This is a genomic window from Oleiphilus sp. HI0067 (assembly GCF_001635735.1).
In genome coordinates, this window is sequence record NZ_LWFI01001443.1 from 1 (window position 1) to 21,104 (window position 21,104).

A 21,104-nucleotide genomic window follows, 5' to 3' on the forward strand; every position below is an offset into this window, starting at 1 on the left:
GTTCGTGGTGTGGCTGTTAGCTCGCACATAATGAAGACCTTATTAGAAAGACAATGGATAAAGGTCGTAGGTCATCGTGAAGTTCCAGGTCGCCCAGCAATTTATGCCACGACTAAATTATTTCTTGATTACTTTAATCTTTCAGGTCTCGAGCAACTGCCGCCATTGTCAGAAATGCGTGATATTGACGCGGTAGCAAAAGATGTATCAGAGCAGTTGGAGTTGGCAGTAAGTCCATCTGAAAGTATTAATCCCATAGCTCAATAGTACGAACTAAGAACTAGCGCAAAGCTGTGCTTTCACTTTGTCATTAAACTTGTGCATTTATCTAAATAAGAAGAATTAGCAGTATGAATTACGAACAATATCTTTCAATGCGAAGCCAAGCTGAAGCGGTTGGTATGACGCTGCATCCAAATATTGAAAGACGATGTGTCGACGGTGTTTATGGCATGTATGCATCAGGCCCGATTGCCAAGAATGAAATTTTCGCGTCTTTGCCTCAATCAGCTCTTATGCCCATGGATATAGACTTTGATTATCCATTTGAATTAACGAATCAACTGAAAACTATTCATGTCATTGCGCGACGAATGTCCGGTCTGGCAGAACCTTGGTTTTACACTGATTCTTTTTATCCCTTGTCTTTTTTCAAAGAGCACAACGTTTACTACTGCACAAATGAGGAGTTGGAGACTTTAAAACGAGGCTCGCCTTTGCTGTATAAGTTTGCGCTTGCAGAGAAAAAATCAATTGCTCGCATGGTTGATGGTTTGTTAGAGCTAGATCCGCAACTGGATGCCGATACGCTAGCTCAAGTCGCGCTCAATTATAGATATCGTGCTTGGGGAGAATTCGGTTTTTTACCTGTGTTAGACATGTTCAATCACTCAGACAAAAAAGGGCGTTTGCTATCAACTAAAAAGCAAAATTTCTCATTTTTGGCAGGTAAAGATTATAAGCCTGGCGATCAAATCTGGATAAGCTATGGTGCGAAGGACATGTATTTGCATGCAATAAATTATGGCTACTTTGACCCAGATGCAGACCACGCTATTGATTTAGGGTTTCGTGTCAGCTCAGTTGCGAGTACTCCAGAACAGATCACCGCGATGAAGCAGCTGAGCAAAGTACTTAAGGTTAAAGTATATCCAGAGTCTAATCGTGCATTTGAGTATCAGTTAGAGCAAGGGCAAGGAATGATTCGTTTTGGCGAAGTCGATAAGTCCGTTATTACGTATTTGCATCACGAAGTATCGCCAAGGCTTCCAAAAAGCTCGAATAAAAGTGAGTTAGGTCGAGCCTCAAGAGCTAGATTGCTTGGCTATGTTAATGCGTTAACTGAACAAAACCTGGTTCATCAAATAACGGAATCTGTGTTCCCTGAAAAATTGCGTTATATGTATCATATGCTTGTTAAAGAGCGAACTATACTTTTACAAACTGCCTCGAGCCTTACGAAAAACTAGGTAGTTGCATGATGAGGTTAGTTATATAGCTACACTGCTCGTGACTGAGTTTAAGTCTCAATCAATTTTCCGGTGATATGCGCGATCTTATTGAGACTTTCCATATATTCCTCGTCTAATTGAGAATCAGCCACGATTCCGCCCCCTCCCCAACAAAAAGCTTTTTTCTTTTCAATCTCCACGGTACGTATCAGAATATTAGATTGAAACTTATCCAGATCGTTATCCCACATAAATATTGACCCACAGTAAAAGCGGCGAGGGTGAGCCTCTAGCTCCGTGATAATTTCCTGTGCACGCTTTTTGGGTGCGCCGGTAATAGATCCTCCGGGAAATGCGCTTAAAAAAGCGGTAAACGGGGTGTGTTTTGAGCAATCTATTTCACTAGTAATTGTGCTAACTAAGTGATGAACATTATTAAAGCTCTCAATATCAAATAGTTTTGTAACATTCACTGAATGTAATCGCGAGACTTTACTCAAATCATTCCGTAATAGGTCGACAATCATAAGATTCTCTGCACGGTTTTTTGAGTTCTGTAACTCTGATGTCTGCTCTTTTGTGATTCTGCCTGTTGATTTGACGGTTCCCTTTATAGGTTTCGTCATCATTGTTCCGTGGTCGCATTCAATAAACTGTTCAGGGGATATAGAAGCGACAAAATGGTTATCCGCTATTTCAATAAAAGCACAGTAATCAGCATGCGAATTGATTGCCGAATGGAAAAAAGCGTGAATTGCTTGGCGCTTGTTCCATCCACAGGAAGCCTCAAAGCGTTGCGTTAGATTTACTTGGTAGCAATCGCCAGCTTTTATATAAGATTTAATCTTGTTTAGACTTGATGCATACCTTTCTTTAGATTGAGATTTTTCCCAACTTAAATCCGTAAAAGAAATACATACCTCACTCTGCTTTACACCGCTAGACTCTTCAAGCAGTTTTAGAAGACTATTCTTTAGATCTTTTGGACAACGCTTCGAAAAATAGACGATTACCTGATTGGTATCGAAGTTGTAATTAATGCTCCAACTATATAAACCAGCGAAGAAAAGGTCGTCATCGTAACCATTTATACCGATCCAACCACTTTGGAATGTTTTCGAACTTTGAAAGTCGCTGCACAGGGTTGGCGGGTGAGTTACGTCGATAGATTGTTTATTAGTTGTTGCGCTAGGGTGGCCGGTTATCACCAAAGAGCGCGAGTTGTCCGAATAAAGGATGGCAACATTATTAAGAGCTTGAGCAACGTGGATTAATTCAATCAGTGAGAGCGTGTATGTGTAGTACATCGAAGTTATGCTTTTTCAAAATCTCGTCTTATGAGTTACTTGTACAAGAGTGTGATCTAATTGACAAATAAATCAGTGGCTTGGCTAGCTTTTTAATATCGGTCTATATAACTTAGCGCGAGTGTCGCGGCGCAATGATATTTGGAATCGAACGGTTTTAATAGCACTGTGCCAACTGGCTTTAAATAAATCTATAAACAAATCAAACGGAGCCCGTTATGTTTAAATTTCGATTGTTGGCAATTGTGTCAGCAGCATTACTCGTTTTGCCATTTAGTGCATACGCCGAAGAAAAGAAGCAACGTATCGAAGATATGGTTGAAAAGCCGCAAGAGGCTGTTGCAACAGATCTAAGCTTAGGGCAATCAAAGCGGGCTAAGGTAACTGAAGAGCAAGCAATTTCGCAGTTAAAATATATGATGATTGCGGCATTCAAACGCGTAGAGCCAGACCTTTTAGAGCGTGGCTCGTTCAAACCAATGGGGATGACACTGGATCCAGACGGTAACTTTCGTGCGATTAAAGTAGATGGACAAGATGAAATGCCGCAGGAAGTTGCACTTGAGGCCTTAGTTAGAGCTTTGCAGGGTTTGGCGTCTAATAGAACTCAGTGGGCCGTTGGTTTGATATATGTAACAGGTAAAGAGCAGGAGGACGGAACAATGTTACGTCGTATTGTTGTTGCTGCAGAGCATATTGCAGGATGGGCACGCAGTTGGAACTACCCTTATATAGTAGATGGTGAAGTCAAAATGGGGCAGCCTGTTGAAACTGAAATGAAGCCGGTTTATTACCAACGTTAAATGAAGCTTTACGCCATACACATAAAAAAGCCGCTCTCAGAGCGGCTTTTTTATGTGTAACGATAATTTAATTCGCTTAACAGATAGCGAATTTACGAGGTCAAGGAGGATTAGAACTTGCCAAATACCGAACGCCACCTTCCTAGTTGTGTGTGTAAATCAAGTTTTACACGGAAAATACGCTTAATCTGGCTGTTTTTTGTTCAGTTATTGGTTTGAAATGCAAACTGGCGTTAACTAATTCTAGCTTTGTAACGCCGCGTAACTTTTTGTGAGTCCATTCACGGAAACGCGTGATTGAATTCCTTAATATTCACTCACTGGTTAGCGAAAGCCAGCCGGAAATGAAATCTAACAATAATATTGGCTTCCATATAAGCATTACTTAGAGGAAGCGCTCTTACCTAAATATTAGGAGAATAATATGAAAGGCCTGAAAAAAATTGCACTTGCTTCTGCAATCGCTGCTGTATCTGCTGGCGCACAAGCTGAATTGAAAGCTCTTGACGACAGCACTATGGGTGAAATGACTGGTCAAGCTGGTTTGACTATCGACCTAGAAACTAAGTACACCATCGGCGAATTCATGTACAAAGACGCTGGTTCTGTTTACTTGACTGGTATTAGCTTGGGCGCTAACACTAACGACGCTGGCGGTGTTAACGCTGGTGCAGGTGCTGCAGGTTACGTTGATAACATCCGTATCAAACTAGACATCGCTGGTGATGGTACTGATCTTTCAAGTGGTCACGCTGACAACGAACTAGACACTGGCTTCTCACGTGTACGTGACTTGGCTGCATTCATGGCTGCAGTTGATGCTTCTGACGCTGGTTCTGCTGATGCTCGCTTTGCGAAAGCAGCTGGTGGTACTGGTGAAATCTCTGAGCTTGAAACTGCTGTAGGCCTTGACGATGAAAACGCATGGGGCGAATCTGGTCTAGGTGACACTGACGTTTCTATCGCTGGTAAGCAAACTTACGGCGACGGTGACCTTCTTATCCACGTATCGTTTAAAGATGCATGGCAGAAGAGTGGTGGTCTTTCTAACATGATCGCTGATGCGTCAATCGCAACTACTGGTTTTGACACTATCCTTTCTAACGGTTTGAAGTCTGTTGACTTTAACTTCAGCATCGACGCTATCGGTCTTGCTTCTTCTAGCTTCGAAGCTGGTGACTCTATTGGTGACGCGTACAACACGCACACTGGTAACGGTATCGATTCAGACGGCGACGCAGAAACTACAGTATTGATCTCTGATCTTTCTATCAACGGTTTCCTTGGCCCAGTTGACATTCATATCGAAAACAACGGTAACGGCTTCGGTATCGATGTGAACGGTGACGGGATTAAAGATATCGATACTATCGGTAACGCTGATTCTAAAATCAACTGGAACACTTACGTTAACGTAACTGATCTTGACGTTTACTTAGACATCGCTGGCGTATTGATCGAAGACTTGAAGATCAACAACGTACGTGGTGACGTTACTGACCTAGACGGAAACTTCTCTTTCGGTTTCGCTCAGTCTAAGCGTGAAATCTACGCGGTACGTAACACTGCTGGTGCAAACCTTGCGCTTGCTGCTACTAACCCAGGTCTATTCGGTAACGGCGATGCTATTGCAGTAACTGAAGCAATCGGTGTTGACGGTGTAGCAATCAACACTGAATTCAAGGGCGACATGGAAATCGGCGCACTTAAGTTTGGTGATACTGATCAGTCAATCGGTGCATTGTACTGGACTGACATCGAGAGCGACACTAAGTGGACTATCTCTGCTCACTAATATCGCTTGATATGTTGAGTTAATCTCAGAGAAAGCCGCTCCCATGAGCGGCTTTTTTTGGTTAAAAACAATAATAAGGAGTAGGCTATTATGTCTGTAGTTAACAAGACTGCTCTTGCTGTTGCGGTAGCCGCAATCTCTGCAGGCGCTCAAGCTGAGCTTAAAGCGCTAGACGATTCGGCAATGGGTGAGATGACGGGTCAAGCTGGCCTGACTATCGACCTTGAAACTAAATACAGTATTGGCGAATTCATGTATAAGGATGCGGGTTCGGTATATCTAACGGGTATTAGTTTTGGTTCGAATGAAAATGTTGAAGTCGGCGGATTTTTCGACAACGTTCGTGTAAAGCTTGATATTGCTGGTGACGGTACTGATACCTCTAGTGGTTATGCTGATAATTACCTGGAAACTGGTTTCTCTGGCGTGCGTAAAGCGGCTGAGTTCCAAGCAATTGCTGCGGCAACTAACAGTAACCCTGATGAAGCGAAGTTTATTTTAGCTCAATCTGGTAGTGTAACAGTCACTGACGCGCAAGCAGCAGGACTGGTTTCAGATAACGCGACTACCACTGGCCCAATGACTATTGGTGCGAAAAAAACGTATGGTGATGGTGACTTACTGATCCACGTTAGCGCTAAAGATGCATGGGAAAAATTAGGTGGTGTAGAAAACCTGATCGCTGACGGAACCATCGCTGATGTAACGTTTAGTGATTTCCTTGGTAACGGTTATACGAAGGGTAAAGATTTCAACTTCAGTATTGATGCAATCGGTATTGCATCGTCTGCATTTGAAGCTGGTGACTCTATTGGTGATGCATACAATACTCATACGGGTACTGGTGTGGACTCTGATGGTGATTCAGCGACTACAGTGTTGATCTCTGATCTTTCGATCAACGGTTACTTAGGTCCAGTTGATATTCATATTGAAAACAACGGCAATGGCTTTGGTTTAGATGTGAATGGTGACGGTGTGAAAGACATCGACACAGTTGGCAATGCTGACTCTAAGATCAATTGGAACACCTACGTTAACGTAACTGATCTTGACGTTTACTTAGACATCGCTGGCGTATTGATTGAAGACATGAAGATCAATAACGTACGTGGTGATGTTACAGATCTAAATGGTGACTTTGCATTTGGTTTCGCGCAATCTGAGCGTGAGATCTATGCAGTACGCAACACTGCAGGTCTTGATCTAGCATCACTTAACCCTGCTCTAATTGGTAACGGTGATCCCGTTGCTGTGATCGAAGCTATGGGGCGTGATGGTATTGCTCTCAATACGAAGTTTAAAGGCGATATGGAAATTGGCGCGCTTAAGTTTGGCGACACTGATCAATCCATTGGTTCTTTATACTGGACAGATATTGAAAGTGACACGCGTTGGACGATCTCTGCGCACTAACATTAGTATAGTGTCAGTTTGATCTGATTAAGGCCGCTGTTTGTCAGCGGCCTTTTTTGTTGTTGGTTTTCCTATGAACCGCTTCTCGTTACGTTGATTACGAGTTCGCTTATAATATTTGTTTTATTGAGAAGTATCTGCCTGTGCACTCTTTTTTAAAGACTATATCAATTGTTATTTCGGCATGTTCAGTTGCTGCGTGTTCAAGCAGTAACAACGGTGGCGTTCTGCCTGAAGTGGAATTAGATGGTGTAGCGCCAAGTAGTCTCGGAATCGAACCGCCGCTTAATGAAGATTCAATTGTTAATAGCAATCAAGATTTTATCGTGAATTTTGATGAGCTGTTGGATGAGAATTCTCTTAAGAATGGGTTGTCTTTTTATTCGCTTAAAGGTCGTGACATATACTCTACTATTATTTTAGGCTCCTCTACGAGGGATCCAGTGGTGGGGGATCAGCGAGCGTTTTCGTATGAAGTTCAAAATCGACTTATAACAGTTACTGAAGTGATTGCGGAAGAGGAGGAGCAGAATGAAGACGATGCTGACAGTGATGAAGATAATGTTGTAGAAAAACGCGTGGTAGAGCGGTTGGCGACAAGTGTAAGAGTTGCAGCGGCCGAAAGGTTAGCACTAGCAACTTCTTATGCCGTAGAGTTTGATACTACCGTGAAAGATGTCTCGCTCATTGAAAGCGTTGGACCAAATGGGCAAGCAAGCACGGGGAATTATTTGGTTGAAGATATCGATTTTCAATTTCAAACCGAAGATGGCGCTTGGTTGTCTGCAATACCAATGAATGAGTTTGCGCACGCTGGAACAAATAAATCATCTGCATTTTCATATATTGACGTTGGCGACAAAGGTTGGGTTCGCTGGTTACAGACGGAAGATATTGGAGGGGGCGTAGACCAGAGAATTTATTCTAAAGAGTTCGATACGACGACAGGGCAATTTGGTAACTCGGTAGTAAGGTTCGATTATATTGCCGCACTAGACACTATAAGAACCGGGTTTGAAGGTAATGTGACTCAGTATAGTTCTTCTCGAACTGGCACCACTGGTTCAGACCTTGTGTGCACCGTTTGGGTTAATTTAGATGTGAGTGTTGCCCCTCAAGCACGCTCGTTGTTATCGCGATGTGGAGATCAGGGGCCTCGAGTTGTTCTAAAGCAAATCATTGGTGGGGCAGCGTTGTCCGACTTTAGATTGCATCATGCAAAAGATGCCACTTTCTTACTGTCTTATATTGATAATAATATCTTAAATGTAGATGTGTTGGAGCTAGCCAATGACCAGTTGTCATTAACCGGAAACCAGCAATTTGGTTCGGCTTCAGATCAAATTATTGCGACTGATTTAATTCAAGTTCCTGAGTTAGATCTTGGTGCCACTTTACCTTTCTTGTCGTTCGTTAGCGAGCTGTATAATGGTGGCACTGTTAGTGGGTATGAGATGAGTACGATGACGTATTCGGCAGGCACTTTTTCTAGAGAATCTGTCTATATATCGGTTAGCTCGCTTTCCAAAGCTGAGCTTGGCTTTGATGCTAGTGGCTTCGGCGTCGCAGCATGGCTAGAGGGTGCGAGTAGTTCGACGCGCTTGAAAGTGTCGCGCTTTAATGGTTTTAGGTGGAATGACCCTGTTACTGTTAATCCAAGCCAAGGCGATATAACAGATAAAAGATTATCGGTGTTTCAAGATGGTCAGTCCCTTTTTGCTTGGGTTGAAAAGGGAGTTTCTACCAGCTTTATTAAGTCGCAGGGATATTTTCCGATTGATGGCGCGAATGCGTATTCGTTAGTTCCGGTACAAACGATTGACTCTCTCTCTGGTGATTACACTGGTCTCCAGTTATCTGCGGATAGAGAAGGCAATGCACATTTGGCTGTTAGTGCTCAGGGATCTTTTTTAACTACATTTCGTTTTTTGCACAATATTGAATGGAACGAAGCTTGGTCTGATGCTGAAACAATTACTAATAATTCTAAGGCGAATGTGTACGAAGTAGAAATGATTAAGAAAGATGGTCGTTCTTTGATGTTATATGCTAACGAAGCCTTAAGTTACGATCGATTTTATGCTCAGCCTTTCTCTGACTTTGAGTGAGATAACCAAATAAAAAAGCCCGCTAAAAAGCGTGCTTTTTTATTTAAACTAAATCAGCTTACACATACACGTGTTGATATAGAAAACCAATAAATATAAAACTCACTGTGGTGGCTACTACGACATCGATCACACTTAGTGCTTGATTATTGATTTTCACAGGCTGTATCTCGCAAGTTAGTTATACTTAAAAGTATTCAACTATCGGCGGTTTATTGAGTAACCGCTTCGTTATCTTATGCTGCGAATTGTAACTAAAATCTTGATCCATTTGGTGGTGCACGGTGATAACGAATGTTAAACGCTAAGTCAGTGAGAACCATTCAACATGTTTTGGGATAGAGATCGTTTTTTACTCGCCCTGAGTACTCGTTCATTAAAGTTAAGCGGCAAACCTCAGTCGCATTCCGGCTTGTTATACAAGTCTTATGCCGATTTTTACAATATTGATATGTTGTCGATCGGACTTGCTAAGTCGCAGTCAATTCAAGTAGTGCCGTCTGTTGAGTTTGATCTAGTTGCTCAGATTTTTGAGCCCGCAATGGAAATCAAAGGGCAGGTAGTCATCGTTCATGGTTACTATGATCATGCAGGACTTTATGGAAATATCGTGAAGCGCCTTCTTGCTAATGGCCTGCGCGTTGTTGCATTTGACTTGCCCGGGCATGGCTTATCGAGTGGCGCGCGCGCCAGTATTGATGCCTTTGAGCAATATCAGCCTGCGCTAAAAAGTATACTTGCGTTATGCGATAGTGAACTTCCTTTGTATTTGCTTGGTCAGAGCACGGGCGCAGCCATCTTGGCAGACTTGTTAAGTTCAGAAGAGTCGGCGACGGTGTTATCGCCGCTTAATCTAAAGCATGTATTTATGTTGGCGCCATTAATGAAGCCGCAGAGTTGGCATATGGCGGAATTTGCGCACAGTATTTTGCAAGGTCGCAAAGAGTACTGGCCTCGTAGTTTTAAAGATAATTCTCACGATCAAGCATTTTTAGATTTTGTTCAGAATAAAGATCCTTTGCAGCATGATGGTTTGTCAGTTGATTGGGTCGGAGCTCTACGTAATTGGATTCCAAAAATGTCTGAGCGAGCGACAGTAAGCGGTCTTATAAACGGTGCTCAATTGAGTTTGATTCAAGGAAACGATGACACAACGGTGGACTGGACCTTTAATCTTCCGTTCTACCAAACACTCTTTCCTTTAGTGAAGGTCAGTGTGGTCGATGGCGCTGGTCATCACTTGGTTGGTGAATCTGCTGAATATCGTCAGAAGGTCTTCAGTATTATTGAGTCTTCAATCTGACGCTTAGTGAGAGAAGTAAAGCAAGGGGAGTAAAGTGAAATAGCTTTATGCTCCCGCACTGATTGATTTAGTAACGTGCTGTCTAGTTGAAGGTTAATGGCTGGGGGCGACTATAGACCTAGCTGTTTGGCAATCACCTCATTCATTATTTCGTAGGTTCCCCCACCAATCGAGAGAATCCGGTTATCTCGCGCTAAACGCTCTACTTTCGATTCACGCATAAAGCCCATTCCGCCAAATATTTGCACTGCATCGTAAGTGATTTTATCGCTGGTCTGCGTTGCTAGATTTTTTGCCATTGATATTTCTTTGATGACCGGCTGGCCTTCACTAATTGCTTGTGCGAGTGAATAGGTAAATGTTTTGCTCGCTTCTAGGGCTGTCGCCATTTCTGCAAGCTTGTGCTTGATGGTTTGAAATTTACCGATTGGACGGCCAAAAGCTTCTCGCTGCTTCACGTAAGCGAGCGCTTCGTCGAGTGCAAGTTCTGATGTCATGTTGGCCATCACACAAAGGCTTAATCGTTCCATTTCAAAGTTCGACATGATGGCCAAAAATCCTGCATTCTCGGCACCAATAAGATTCGAAGCGGGCACCTTGCAGTTATCAAAGAACAGTTCTGCTGTATCGCTTGCCCACCATCCTGTTTTTTTAAGGTTTTTACCTCTCGTAAAACCTTCGGTGTCGCGCTCTATAAGTAATAGACTGATTCCGCCGTAGCCATCGCCACCGGTACGAACCGCCACTGTATAGTAGTCGGCGCGATGCCCGCTTGTAATAAAGGTTTTACTGCCATTGACGATGTAATAATCACCATCTTTTTTAGCTGTGGTTTTGATGTTTGCTACGTCTGATCCGCCGGAAGGTTCTGTGATGGCAAGAGCAATAACTTTATTGCCGAGAATAACATCAGGGAGTATTCGTTGTTTCAGTTCGTTAGAGCCCCAACGAGCGATGGGTGGCAAACCAATATCTATGCTTCCTAAGCTCGCAACAAGTCCACCAGAGCTTGATCGCATGAGTTCCTCTGATGCTGCAATTTTGGTGAATACGTCCCCGCCAGCGCCGCCAAACTCTCCATCGTGACCAATCCCGAGAAGACCTGCCTCGCCAGCAAGTTTGTAGAGCTCGCGCGGAAACTCGTTGGCTTCTTCCCATTCATCAATAAACGGGTTGATATGTGTATCGACAAAGCGTCTTACATTTGCGCGTACAATATTTTGCGTTTCGCCAAAGTGGCGTTCATGAAGTTTGCTCATTTTTATTCTTATTACTTGTTATCGGAAGCATTAACTTAACGTGTAATAAGTACTTGAACAACTGTGTGAAGGCGGCTTTTACATATAAAAAAGGCCGTACCTAATAGTACAGCCTTTTTGGGATTCATTATGATTGAATCGCTTAGAACAGTACGCGCACTCGCACCGTACCACGAACATTACGCAGCTTCTCTAGAGCAAGTTCGCTGTATTCTTTATCGACATCGATAACTACGTAGCCAACTTTCTCGTTAGTTTGCAGATACTGGCCGCAAATGTTGATGTTGTTCTCGCTGAATACTTGGTTGATCTCAGACATAACCCCTGGAACATTCTCATGGATATGAAGAAGGCGGTGGTTTTCTGGGTGTGCAGGCAATGCGACTTCAGGGAAGTTTACAGATGTCACTGAAGTACCAGTGTCGCTATAGGTGGCAAGTTTCTCACCAACCTCGAAACCGATATTCTCTTGTGCTTCCATTGTGCTTCCGCCAACGTGCGGTGTAAGGATGACATTGTCGAATTCACGTAAAGGAGACACAAACTCTTCATCGTTTGATTTAGGTTCGACAGGGAATACGTCGATCGCTGCGCCCAGCAGCTTGCCTTCGCGTAGCGATGCTGAAAGTGCATCGATATCGATGACAGTGCCACGTGCAGCGTTGATTAGAATCGCGTCTTGCTTCATTTGCGCAAGTTCGGTCGCACCGATCATGTCTTGTGTTGCTGCAGTTTCCGGAACATGAAGACTCACAATATCGCACATACCTAGAAGCTCTTCTAGCGAGTCAACTTGGCGCGCGTTTCCTAAAGGAAGCTTAGTGATTACGTCATAGAAGTAAACATTCATGCCTAGCGCTTCAGCTAATACGCTTAACTGACTACCGATACTTCCGTAGCCGATAATGCCGAGTTTCTTGCCGCGGATTTCGTAGCTGTTCGCTGCGGATTTGAGCCATTCGCCGCGATGAGCTTTAGCGTTCTTATCTGGTACGCCGCGCAATAGAAGAATGGCTTCTGCAAGAACGAGTTCTGCCACACTTCGCGTGTTTGAGTATGGTGCGTTGAATACCGCAACGCCATGGCGGGTAGCTGCATCAAGATCGACTTGGTTTGTCCCAATACAGAAACAGCCAACAGCGATCAATTTTTCAGCAGCTGCAAATACTTCTTCGGTAAGTTGGGTGCGTGAGCGAATTCCAACAAAATGAGCATCTTTGATTTTTTCAATAAGGTCTTCTTGGGAAAGAGACGTTTTGAGGTACTCGATGTTTGTGTAACCAGCTTTGTGCAGAATATCTACAGCTGACTGATGAACACCTTCCAACAAAAGAACCCGGATTTTTGCTTTATCCAAAGACGTGTTTGCCATGACTTACTTCTACCTTTTTGTTCAATGCCAGACCAATAGTTTTAATGATAGGCTGGCTACGGTAATGAAAGGGCGCGTATTCTACCACAGGTTTCTAATTCGGTGCTTCTGTACTGATCTATAAATTACTGATATTTGATTAATAATTGCTATTCACTGAGCGTATTTATTTATGCACAAAGATTACCTAATCGACCAGTGCAATGCGCATTTAGTCGTGTAAAATCACTCCAACTTGAAAACTTAGTAGTACGCGAGGAAAGCATGGCCGCTGTTGATCAAATTATTAATGCGCTAACAAACATACTAGATGAGGGAAAGCTTCGTACAGATGCAGACTCACTAGCTACGCACGGTAAAGACTGGACAAAGATGTATGAGGTGGCACCCTTGGCCATTGCATTTCCGCGCAGTACAGAGCAGGTGCAAGCCATCGTTAAGCTGGCAAACGAACTAGAGTTTGCAATCGTTCCATCTGGTGGGCGTACAGGGTTAAGCGGTGGTGCTGTCGCGACTAATGGAGAGGTCGTCGTTAGCTTTGACTACATGAATCAAATCGTTGATTTCAGTGCAAGTGATCGCTGTGTCAAAGTTCAAGCTGGCGTAGTCACTGAGCAATTACAGAATTTCGCTGAAGAACAAGGTCTTTACTATCCGGTTGACTTTGCCTCTGCCGGTTCAAGCCAAATTGGAGGTAATTTGAGTACCAATGCTGGCGGAATCAAGGTAATCAAATACGGTATGTCACGAGATTGGGTCTTGGGTTTAACTGTCGTCACCGGCGCTGGCGAAGTTCTGAACTTGAACTCTGATTTGCTCAAAAACAACACTGGCTATGACTTGCGCCATTTGTTCATTGGTGCAGAAGGTACCTTGGGTTTAATTACCGAAGCTACCATGCGCCTGACGCGTCAACCTGAGAATCTGACTGTACTTGTTCTGGGTCTTAACGATATTACTAATACGATGGATGTTCTTAAGTCTTTCCAAGGCAAGCTCGATTTGACTGCCTATGAGTTCTTTTCACATCAAGCGATGGACCATGTGCGTGCGCACGCAGATGTGCCAGCGCCGTTTGAATCTGAAGCACCTTATTATGCCTTGCTAGAGTTTGAGGCGAGCAATGACGCGGTAATGGATTCGGCGATGGAGTTGTTTGAACACTGCGTTGAACAAGGCTGGGTAATTGATGGGGTGATTAGCCAAAGCGAAACGCAGGCTATGAACTTATGGCGTTTACGTGAAGGGATTTCTGAATCGATTGCGCCGCGTACTCCGTATAAAAACGATATAAGCGTCGTGGTTTCAAAAGTCCCCGAGTTTCTCACGGAAATCGACGAGGTTGTCACCACGCATTACCCTGATTTCGAAATAATTTGGTTCGGTCATATCGGAGATGGCAATTTACACCTCAACATACTGAAGCCAGAAGATTTGCCCGCGGATGAGTTTTTCGCAAAATGTGTTGATGTGAACAAATGGGTCTTTGATATCGTTGAAAAGCATGGCGGGAGTGTTTCTGCTGAGCATGGGGTTGGTCTTGTGAAAAAGGATTATTTGCAATACACACGCAGCGCAGCAGACATTGCTTTGATGAAAGGTATCAAGCAGGTATTCGATCCGAAAGGACTTATGAATCCTGGCAAAATATTCGACTAATTAACCTATGGAGTAGTAGATGTATCAGCCGGTTTGGTTTGACGGTAAAGAGTTTGACGCGCGTTGCTCAAAGCTTGTGTGTATTGGCCGAAATTACGCGGAGCACGCGAAAGAGCTAAACAATCCCATACCCAAGGCGCCAATTCTATTTATTAAACCGGAATCTACTATTCAAACCAGTGAGCAAGTCGTAATTCCACGCGAAGGTATTCATTACGAGGCTGAACTCACTGTCTTAATCGGGCGGGACATAAACGTCGACGCTCCAGTCGATGTTAGTCAGGATATTGCTGGTTTAGGACTTGGGCTTGATCTCACGGATCGTGGGCTTCAAGCTAAATTAAAAGAAAAGGGGCATCCGTGGGAAAGAGCGAAATCTTTCGATGGCGCTTCAGTACTCACGTCTTTTATTCCTTTCAGTGATCAGGATTTGAACCAGATTAATTTCCAGCTCCTTATTAATGATGAGGTCGTGCAAGATGGTATGACTTCAGACATGCTATTTGATATCCCTGCCTTAATACAAGAAGTTACGTCTGTGTTCAGTTTACGTAAAGGGGATATTTTGTTTACCGGTACTCCAAAAGGTGTCGGCGTGCTGAAAAATAATGATCGGCTTAATTTGAGTCTAAAAGCAGGGGAGCAGCAGATAGATTTTCCCCAGTACAACGTTGTTTTGTGTGACAGATTAGTAGGTGACAGGTAAGCAGGTGGCAGGGAAGAAACCGGCTCAGAGCCGAACAAAGCGTTTTGTAAAGCTTGCAGGGATGACGGCTAGTGTTGCTGCACGATATGCAGGTGACAAACTAGTTGATGTTGTCAGTAAGGGCGATGATCGTGATCGTCGAAAAGCCGCTAGTTACGAAAAAATGGCTGATGACATTACAGAAACGCTTGGCGAGTTGAAAGGCGCGGTAATGAAAGTCGGTCAGATCGTCTCTCAGACTCAAGATTTTCTCCCTGAGGAATTCTCGCAAGCCTTGAAGAAGCTCCAGAAGCAAGCGCCTCCTGTCGAGTTTTCAGTGATTAAAGAGCAAGTCGAGTCAGAATTAGGTAAGCCTATCACCGATCTATTTAAGACTTTTGACGAAGAACCCTACGCGGCGGCCTCTATAGGTCAAGTACACCGGGCGGTCACTTTAAACGGCGAAGACGTCATCGTTAAGGTGCAATATCCGGGAGTAGACCGTTCTGTTGATTCAGATTTAAAGCAATTAAAACTCACACTCAAGCTTGGCGGTTTATTAAAAATGCCAAAAGAAAGTGTCGACGCGTTGTTTAATGAATTAAGAGATCGTTTAAAAGAAGAGCTCGATTACACTTTAGAAGCTCATAACTTAAATCGTTTTGCTCAGTTTCACTCGAAAGACGAAGGGATAATAATACCCGAAGTCTTCGATAAATATTCCACAAAGCGTGTTTTAACACTGGGGTTAGTTGAGGGTGATGCGGCCGAAGATCTTGTTTCGCTGGGATATACCGAGCAGCAAAGATCTGTGATTGCTGAGCGGGTCTTTAAAATGTTGAGTGATCAATTGTTTTCTGGTCAGTGCATTCATGGTGATCCACACCCCGGTAATTTTGCATTTCGACCCGATGGCTCAATCATTATTTATGATTTTGGTTGTATCAAAGAGTTGAAGCCTGAAATTGTTCAGGCCTATCGAGATTCGGTCGTTAGTGCTATCGACGAGGATTATGCAGCCTTGGATGAGGCCTTGATAAGACTCGGGGCGCGCGTGGCAAATAAAGCAAGTCCTGGTTCTGACTTCTATAAACTTTGGCGGGACATTTTTTTTCAGCCATTTGCCGGACAACCTTTTAATTACGGCGAGTCAAAACTTCATGTTGATGCGATGGAGCACACAGGTCTGTTTTTCAAAAACTTAGAACGATTTAAACCTCCGGTTGATAGTTTGTATATTGATCGACTGGTTAGCGGGCATTATTGGATTTTAAAGTCTATGGATGCATCCGCTGATTTTAGACCGCAGCTCGATAAGCATTTGTATAACAAAAAGTATCTTGTTTAAGTAATTGATTACTTTATACACCAAAACCTCAGGATTTGTTGCGTATGAGCATAGCCTTAATTTTGGCCGCTTATTTTTCTGGTCTGACCGCTAAGGTCCTTGGCCTACCTCCATTAGTTGGATACTTGCTCGCGGGTTTCGGTTTGCATTTTGCGGGCTACACCTTAACGGATGATATTCAACGACTCGCTGATTTAGGCATTACCTTAATGCTCTTTACGATCGGCCTAAAAATAAATGTAAGAGACCTCATTCAAAAAGAAGTTTGGGGTTCGGCAATCAGTCACATGAGTTTGTGGATTGCCTTATGCTTCGTTATTAACGCAGTAATGGCGTGGGCTGGTTTATTAGTTTTTGAACTCTCTGTAGAACAGACTGCGCTACTCATTTTCGCGCTGAGTTTTAGTAGTACAGTTTGCGTCATCAAGGTACTCGAAGATTCCGGAGAAATCCGCAGTCGACAAAGCGTTATCGCAGTGGGTGTGCTGATTATTCAGGACATTATCGCCGTCGCTTTTCTCGTGGTTGCGACCGGCAAAGTGCCTTCATTTTGGGCATTGTTGTTACTAGGGCTGCCACTTCTTACTCGTTTCGTCGATAAGCTTTTGAATAAAACTGGTCACGGAGAATTGTTGCCCTTGAGTGGGCTTATGCTCGCGCTTGGCGCCTATGCGCTATTTGAACTGGTGAATGTAAAAGGTGACTTGGGTGCATTGCTTGTTGGGATGTTAGTTGCGACAAGTAGTAAGTCAGGCGAGTTATATAAATCACTTATCTCGTTTAAAGACTTATTCTTAGTGTCCTTCTTCTTGAGTATTGGCTTGTCAGCCTTGCCCGATTTCTCAATGTTTATTTTAGCTTCACTTCTTCTGCTGTTATTGCCGCTCAAATTCATACTATTTTACGCAGTGTTTTGCGTGATGTCTTTACGCGCGCGCACGGCGTTTCTTAGTGCATTGCTGTTATCGAATTTTAGTGAGTTTGGGTTAATTGTTGCAGCGCTTAGTATTCGAGAAGGTTTATTGGCTCAAGAGTGGCTAATTATCCTAGCAATCACGACAGCGCAGAGCTTTGTCATCACCTCACTTATCTATAAAAAAGCACATTTGTTTTATGCAAAGCTGTCCGGCCGCTTGCAAGGTTTTCAGCGTGCAAACGCGAATACATCCATGTGTAGTCAGGTTGCGCAGGGCGCTGATGTGATGCTCGTCGGGCTTGGCCGCGTTGGCTTAGGTGCCTATCACGCGCTGGTTAAAGCCGGAGGTAATGTTGTTTGGGGTGTAGAGATAGATGAGTCACGTGTTGCAGGGCACATCAATAATGGCATCACAAATGTGATTCATGGCGACGCAGATGATATTGAGTTCTGGGAATCGCAGGATCTTGACCGAGTAAAACTTGTGATGCTCGCGATCCCTAATGTAGAAGAAATGATCAACATTATTGAACAGCTCAAATTACGCGATTACAAGGGAAAGATTTCAGCCGTTGCGCAGCATGATGATGAGCGTCTACTGCTTTTATCTCATGGTGTGGATGTGGTGTTCAATTACTACTCTGAGGTTGGCGCAGGCTTCGCTGAAGAGACTTCTCACTTGCTTCAAGAAGCTTAGTTACATGTCACGGTTGCGGATATTTGTCTCAGTCGTTTTTGTAATCCTATTTGTGGGTGTCTCGACTCTAGCTAGTGCAGAAAAAACGCTTCGCGTGGCAACACTTAATTCCGAGTGGTTTTGGACTCCTCATGATGGTCATGTCGACGGATCAAGATTCAATAAGGGTGATCCGTCTGTTTCTGATTACGACAAAAAACTTGGGTTCTATCGTGAACTTATTCTTGATCAAAGTATAGATCTTGTTGCGTTTATCGAAATCGAAAATAAGCAGGTTGCGAAAGATATCGTCGATGCACTTGGTGAGGGCTGGTCTTATGCATTCAAACAAGGGCGTGATACGGCAACGGGGCAAGATGTTGCGTTTGTTTGGAAAGATGCAGAGCAAATTAAGGTCACAGATTTTGGATTCCCGTCAGGGCATGTGGATGGCTATAAGCCTAAACGGTTATCTAAAGTCTTAGGCTTAACCCTCAGATACCGAATCGGTGATACCGATAAAGATGTTTCTTTTGCTACTACGCATTTTTTATCAAAGCGGAAGGAGTCACCCAAAAAGGCCTCAAAGCGATTAATGCAATCAAAGGGTTTGGTGAAAGGTGTGCAACAATTTGATCAAGCGCGCATTGTTGTATTAGGTGATTTTAATGACTTTCGTGCTTCTCCAGTTCTCAAAACACTAGAAAAGCAGCTAGAGCTGCGCAATGCATCAGTTTCCTGCGACTCAGTAGAGCATAAGGCCAAGCGAAAGCTTCGTTATATGATCGACCATGTCTTGTACAAAGGTTTCTCGTGTCAGCGGTACCAAAGTATATCGATGGCACCTTACTCTGATCATCCCATAATTATTGCTGAGCTTGTTCTTTAGCGTCGTCTGCTTGTTTTGATTGAATCGCCGTGAGCGCAATCGTGTAGATGATGTCATCTACTAATGCGCCTCTCGATAAATCATTAACCGGCTTGTTTAGACCTTGGAGCATCGGGCCCATGCTTATGACATTCGCACTTCGCTGAACAGCTTTGTACGTCGTGTTTCCAGTGTTCAGGTCGGGGAAGATAAATACCGTTGCTTGTCCCGCAACAGGGCTGTTTGGCGCTTTCTTCGCTGCGACACTTTCAATTGCAGCAGCGTCATATTGCAAAGGTCCATCGATCAAAAGGTCTGGACGACGAGCTTTTGCGATCTCAGTTGCTTGTTTTACTTTCTCGACATCGGCCCCCGCACCGCTAGCGCCTGTGCTGTAGCTAATCATCGCTACTTTTGGCTCAATTCCAAAAGCTAGGGCTGAGTCTGCACTCTGTATCGCGATGTCCGCCAACTCTTCAGCGTTAGGGTCTGGATTGATTGCACAGTCACCATAGACCAGTACTTGCTCTGGCAAGCACATAAAGAAGACCGAAGAGACAACAGTGGCTGATGGTGCAGTTTTGATTAACTGAAGTGCTGGGCGAACAGTATTTGCTGTCGTGTGTACAGCACCTGAAACTAATCCGTCTACTTCATCTAAGGCAACCATCATCGTCGCAAGAACTACATTATCTTCAAGTAGAGAGCGTGCCATATCAGGCGCTAAGCCTTTGTGCTTGCGTGCCTCCACCATATGAGGAACGTATCTTTCACGCACTTCGTCGGGATTGATGACTTCTATTTCATCTAGAAATGTCAGACCTTGTGCTTCAGCAACCGAGCTAATGTCGCTGCGCTCCCCAATCATAACGCATTGAGCGATATTCCTTTCTTGGCAAGCAATCGCAGCAGCAACGGTGCGCGGTTCGTTTCCTTCAGGTAAAACGATACGTTTTTTGGCGGAACGAGCGCGAGACGTAAGCATGTGGCGAAATGCAGGGGGCGACAGGCGACTCTTTCGCTCTTTGGCGCATACTTGAGCGAGCCATTCCAAATCGAGATGCTCGGAAACCATACTCACAACCTGACGCATTCTGGCTTCATCATCGACCTGCACGACACGGTTAAGGTTAGCAAGAGCTGCTGCCGTTCTAAATGTGTCAGTTGGTGTTGATAGAAGCGGTAAACCAGCTTTTAAAGCGGCTGCGCAAAGCTTGTGTATGCGAGGGTCGATATTCGAATCACTTGTGAGCAATATGCCCGCGAGAGGAATGCCTGATAAGCCAGCCATACACGCAGCGACAATGACGTCACTTCGGTCTGACGGTGTTACCACAAGCGTGCCAGGCGTTAGCCTAGGAATGATATTGTCTACGGTCTTTGCAGCAAACACGATGTCATAAATTCGGCGATAGTCTGATTCACCTTCGTTAAGCGAGTTAACTTCTAATGTGTACTTAAGATCACTGACCCTTGGGGCTGCGAGTTCTTTTAGAAGTGGTATTGCACCAATTAAATGGAAATTATTGGTAAATACATTTAGGTCACTTATTGAAACGAGGCGCGCTGAAAAGTCCTCATCAGATATTTCTCCAACGCGATTTAATACTACTCCAAGCACGTCAGGACTCTCCGTGCCGTGATATAGCGAAGCCGCAACTTTAAGGTGTTTAGATAATTGAGTGGGTGTCCGTTGATTGACGTCGGCGACAAGAATAACGGGCGCATTTAGATTCTGGGCAATATCGATATTAAGTCGTGTTAAATAGGCTTCATTTCTATCATTCGGAATACCTTCAACAACGATCACGTCTTTCTTAGCTGCTACTTTTTCATAGTTAGCAACAATACGTTCCATCAACAAACCACCTTTATTTTCACTCATCAACATTTGCGCGTCTGATAGTGAAATGATCTCCACATCGCTTTCGATATTAAGGACTTTGGCAAAATATTTTGAGTTGTCGTCGTGCCCGACTTGATAGCTAATTGGCTGAAATACACCTACGTTAACGCCGAGCCGTTCTAAGGCGTATACCAAACCGTATGTGACTGACGTTAGTCCTGAATTCTGTGCGGTAGTTGTTAAGAAAAAAGCCTTACTCATCTGCTTAATCCGTAGCTGTTAAATTTAAAAA

16 protein-coding genes are annotated in these 21,104 nt (G+C 43.9%); 12 read left to right on the forward strand and 4 right to left on the reverse strand.

Annotated elements, in window-relative coordinates:
* Together A3739_RS23455 and A3739_RS23460 are read left to right on the forward strand one after the other, a co-directional pair.
* Positions 1-267 (forward strand): SMC-Scp complex subunit ScpB (locus A3739_RS23455; RefSeq protein ID WP_197472522.1); only part of this gene is annotated, 267 nt, incomplete at its 5' end.
* 83 nt (positions 268-350) lie between these two features.
* Positions 351-1,469, forward strand: a complete 1,119-nt coding sequence (locus tag A3739_RS23460; protein WP_068479670.1) for an SET domain-containing protein — start codon at positions 351-353, stop codon at positions 1,467-1,469.
* A 50-nt stretch (positions 1,470-1,519) separates the two neighbouring features.
* On the opposite strand, the gene A3739_RS23465 is transcribed toward A3739_RS23460, so the two are convergent.
* Positions 1,520-2,758 carry an anthranilate synthase component I family protein gene (locus tag A3739_RS23465; protein WP_068479672.1) on the reverse strand — a complete coding sequence of 413 codons (1,239 nt, stop codon included), beginning with the start codon at positions 2,756-2,758 and terminating at the stop codon, positions 1,520-1,522.
* Between the two features lie 218 nt (positions 2,759-2,976).
* On the opposite strand from A3739_RS23465, the gene A3739_RS23470 reads away from it, so the two are divergent.
* The 5 genes from A3739_RS23470 (at position 2,977) to A3739_RS23490 (ending at position 10,183) form a co-directional block, all read left to right on the forward strand.
* Complete coding sequence (locus A3739_RS23470; protein ID WP_068479323.1) at positions 2,977-3,561, forward strand: hypothetical protein; 585 nt, start codon at positions 2,977-2,979, stop codon at positions 3,559-3,561.
* 424 nt (positions 3,562-3,985) lie between these two features.
* Positions 3,986-5,356 carry a DUF6160 family protein gene (locus tag A3739_RS23475; RefSeq protein WP_068479674.1) on the forward strand — a complete coding sequence of 457 codons (1,371 nt, stop codon included), beginning with the start codon at positions 3,986-3,988 and terminating at the stop codon, positions 5,354-5,356.
* 90 nt (positions 5,357-5,446) lie between these two features.
* A complete protein-coding gene (locus tag A3739_RS23480; protein WP_068479676.1) occupies positions 5,447-6,772 on the forward strand; it encodes a DUF6160 family protein in 1,326 nt (441 codons plus the stop codon).
* A 143-nt stretch (positions 6,773-6,915) separates the two neighbouring features.
* Positions 6,916-8,880, forward strand: a complete 1,965-nt coding sequence (locus tag A3739_RS23485; protein ID WP_068479678.1) for a hypothetical protein — start codon at positions 6,916-6,918, stop codon at positions 8,878-8,880.
* A 328-nt stretch (positions 8,881-9,208) separates the two neighbouring features.
* A complete protein-coding gene (locus A3739_RS23490; protein ID WP_068479680.1) occupies positions 9,209-10,183 on the forward strand; it encodes an alpha/beta hydrolase in 975 nt (324 codons plus the stop codon).
* Positions 10,184-10,293: 110 nt separating this feature from the next.
* Here A3739_RS23490 and A3739_RS23495 read toward each other — a convergent pair whose 3' ends face one another.
* Positions 10,294-11,442, reverse strand: a complete 1,149-nt coding sequence (locus A3739_RS23495; protein ID WP_068479474.1) for an acyl-CoA dehydrogenase family protein — start codon at positions 11,440-11,442, stop codon at positions 10,294-10,296.
* Between the two features lie 142 nt (positions 11,443-11,584).
* The gene (gene serA, locus A3739_RS23500; protein WP_068479682.1) at positions 11,585-12,814 is read right to left on the reverse strand and encodes a phosphoglycerate dehydrogenase; all 1,230 of its coding nucleotides are present in this window, start codon (positions 12,812-12,814) and stop codon (positions 11,585-11,587) included.
* Positions 12,815-13,078: 264 nt separating this feature from the next.
* Between serA and A3739_RS23505 the strand changes: the two genes are divergently transcribed.
* From A3739_RS23505 to A3739_RS23525, 5 genes are read left to right on the forward strand one after another with little or no spacing between them, the layout of a single operon-like run.
* Positions 13,079-14,473, forward strand: a complete 1,395-nt coding sequence (locus tag A3739_RS23505) for an FAD-binding oxidoreductase (RefSeq protein ID WP_068479685.1) — start codon at positions 13,079-13,081, stop codon at positions 14,471-14,473.
* Positions 14,474-14,492: 19 nt separating this feature from the next.
* Positions 14,493-15,179: a fumarylacetoacetate hydrolase family protein gene (locus tag A3739_RS23510; RefSeq protein WP_068479688.1), complete on the forward strand. Its 687-nt coding sequence runs from the start codon at positions 14,493-14,495 to the stop codon at positions 15,177-15,179.
* Entirely contained in the window at positions 15,169-16,506 is a 1,338-nt protein-coding gene (locus tag A3739_RS23515) for an AarF/ABC1/UbiB kinase family protein (RefSeq protein WP_231876678.1), read from the forward strand. The genes A3739_RS23510 and A3739_RS23515 overlap by 11 nt, the downstream gene beginning before the upstream one ends.
* Positions 16,507-16,550: 44 nt before the next feature.
* A complete protein-coding gene (locus A3739_RS23520) occupies positions 16,551-18,119 on the forward strand; it encodes a cation:proton antiporter family protein (protein WP_068479690.1) in 1,569 nt (522 codons plus the stop codon).
* Between the two features lie 52 nt (positions 18,120-18,171).
* Positions 18,172-18,987, forward strand: coding sequence for a hypothetical protein (locus A3739_RS23525; RefSeq protein ID WP_197472523.1), 816 nt, complete (start codon positions 18,172-18,174; stop codon positions 18,985-18,987).
* Here the strand turns inward: A3739_RS23525 and pta are convergent.
* Complete coding sequence (gene pta, locus A3739_RS23530) at positions 18,965-21,073, reverse strand: phosphate acetyltransferase (protein WP_068479694.1); 2,109 nt, start codon at positions 21,071-21,073, stop codon at positions 18,965-18,967. The two genes, A3739_RS23525 and pta, sit on opposite strands and share 23 nt — an antisense overlap.
* Positions 21,074-21,104 lie beyond the last annotated feature (31 nt).

Coding starts and splice junctions, on each gene's coding strand:
- A3739_RS23460 (WP_068479670.1), top strand. CDS start 351: ATGAATTACGAACAATATCTTTCAATGCGAAGCCAAGCTGAAGCGGTT.
- A3739_RS23465 (WP_068479672.1), bottom strand. CDS start 2,758: ATGTACTACACATACACGCTCTCACTGATTGAATTAATCCACGTTGCT.
- A3739_RS23470 (WP_068479323.1), top strand. CDS start 2,977: ATGTTTAAATTTCGATTGTTGGCAATTGTGTCAGCAGCATTACTCGTT.
- A3739_RS23475 (WP_068479674.1), top strand. CDS start 3,986: ATGAAAGGCCTGAAAAAAATTGCACTTGCTTCTGCAATCGCTGCTGTA.
- A3739_RS23480 (WP_068479676.1), top strand. CDS start 5,447: ATGTCTGTAGTTAACAAGACTGCTCTTGCTGTTGCGGTAGCCGCAATC.
- A3739_RS23490 (WP_068479680.1), top strand. CDS start 9,209: ATGTTTTGGGATAGAGATCGTTTTTTACTCGCCCTGAGTACTCGTTCA.
- A3739_RS23495 (WP_068479474.1), bottom strand. CDS start 11,442: ATGAGCAAACTTCATGAACGCCACTTTGGCGAAACGCAAAATATTGTA.
- serA (WP_068479682.1), bottom strand. CDS start 12,814: ATGGCAAACACGTCTTTGGATAAAGCAAAAATCCGGGTTCTTTTGTTG.
- A3739_RS23505 (WP_068479685.1), top strand. CDS start 13,079: ATGGCCGCTGTTGATCAAATTATTAATGCGCTAACAAACATACTAGAT.
- A3739_RS23510 (WP_068479688.1), top strand. CDS start 14,493: ATGTATCAGCCGGTTTGGTTTGACGGTAAAGAGTTTGACGCGCGTTGC.
- A3739_RS23520 (WP_068479690.1), top strand. CDS start 16,551: ATGAGCATAGCCTTAATTTTGGCCGCTTATTTTTCTGGTCTGACCGCT.
- pta (WP_068479694.1), bottom strand. CDS start 21,073: ATGAGTAAGGCTTTTTTCTTAACAACTACCGCACAGAATTCAGGACTA.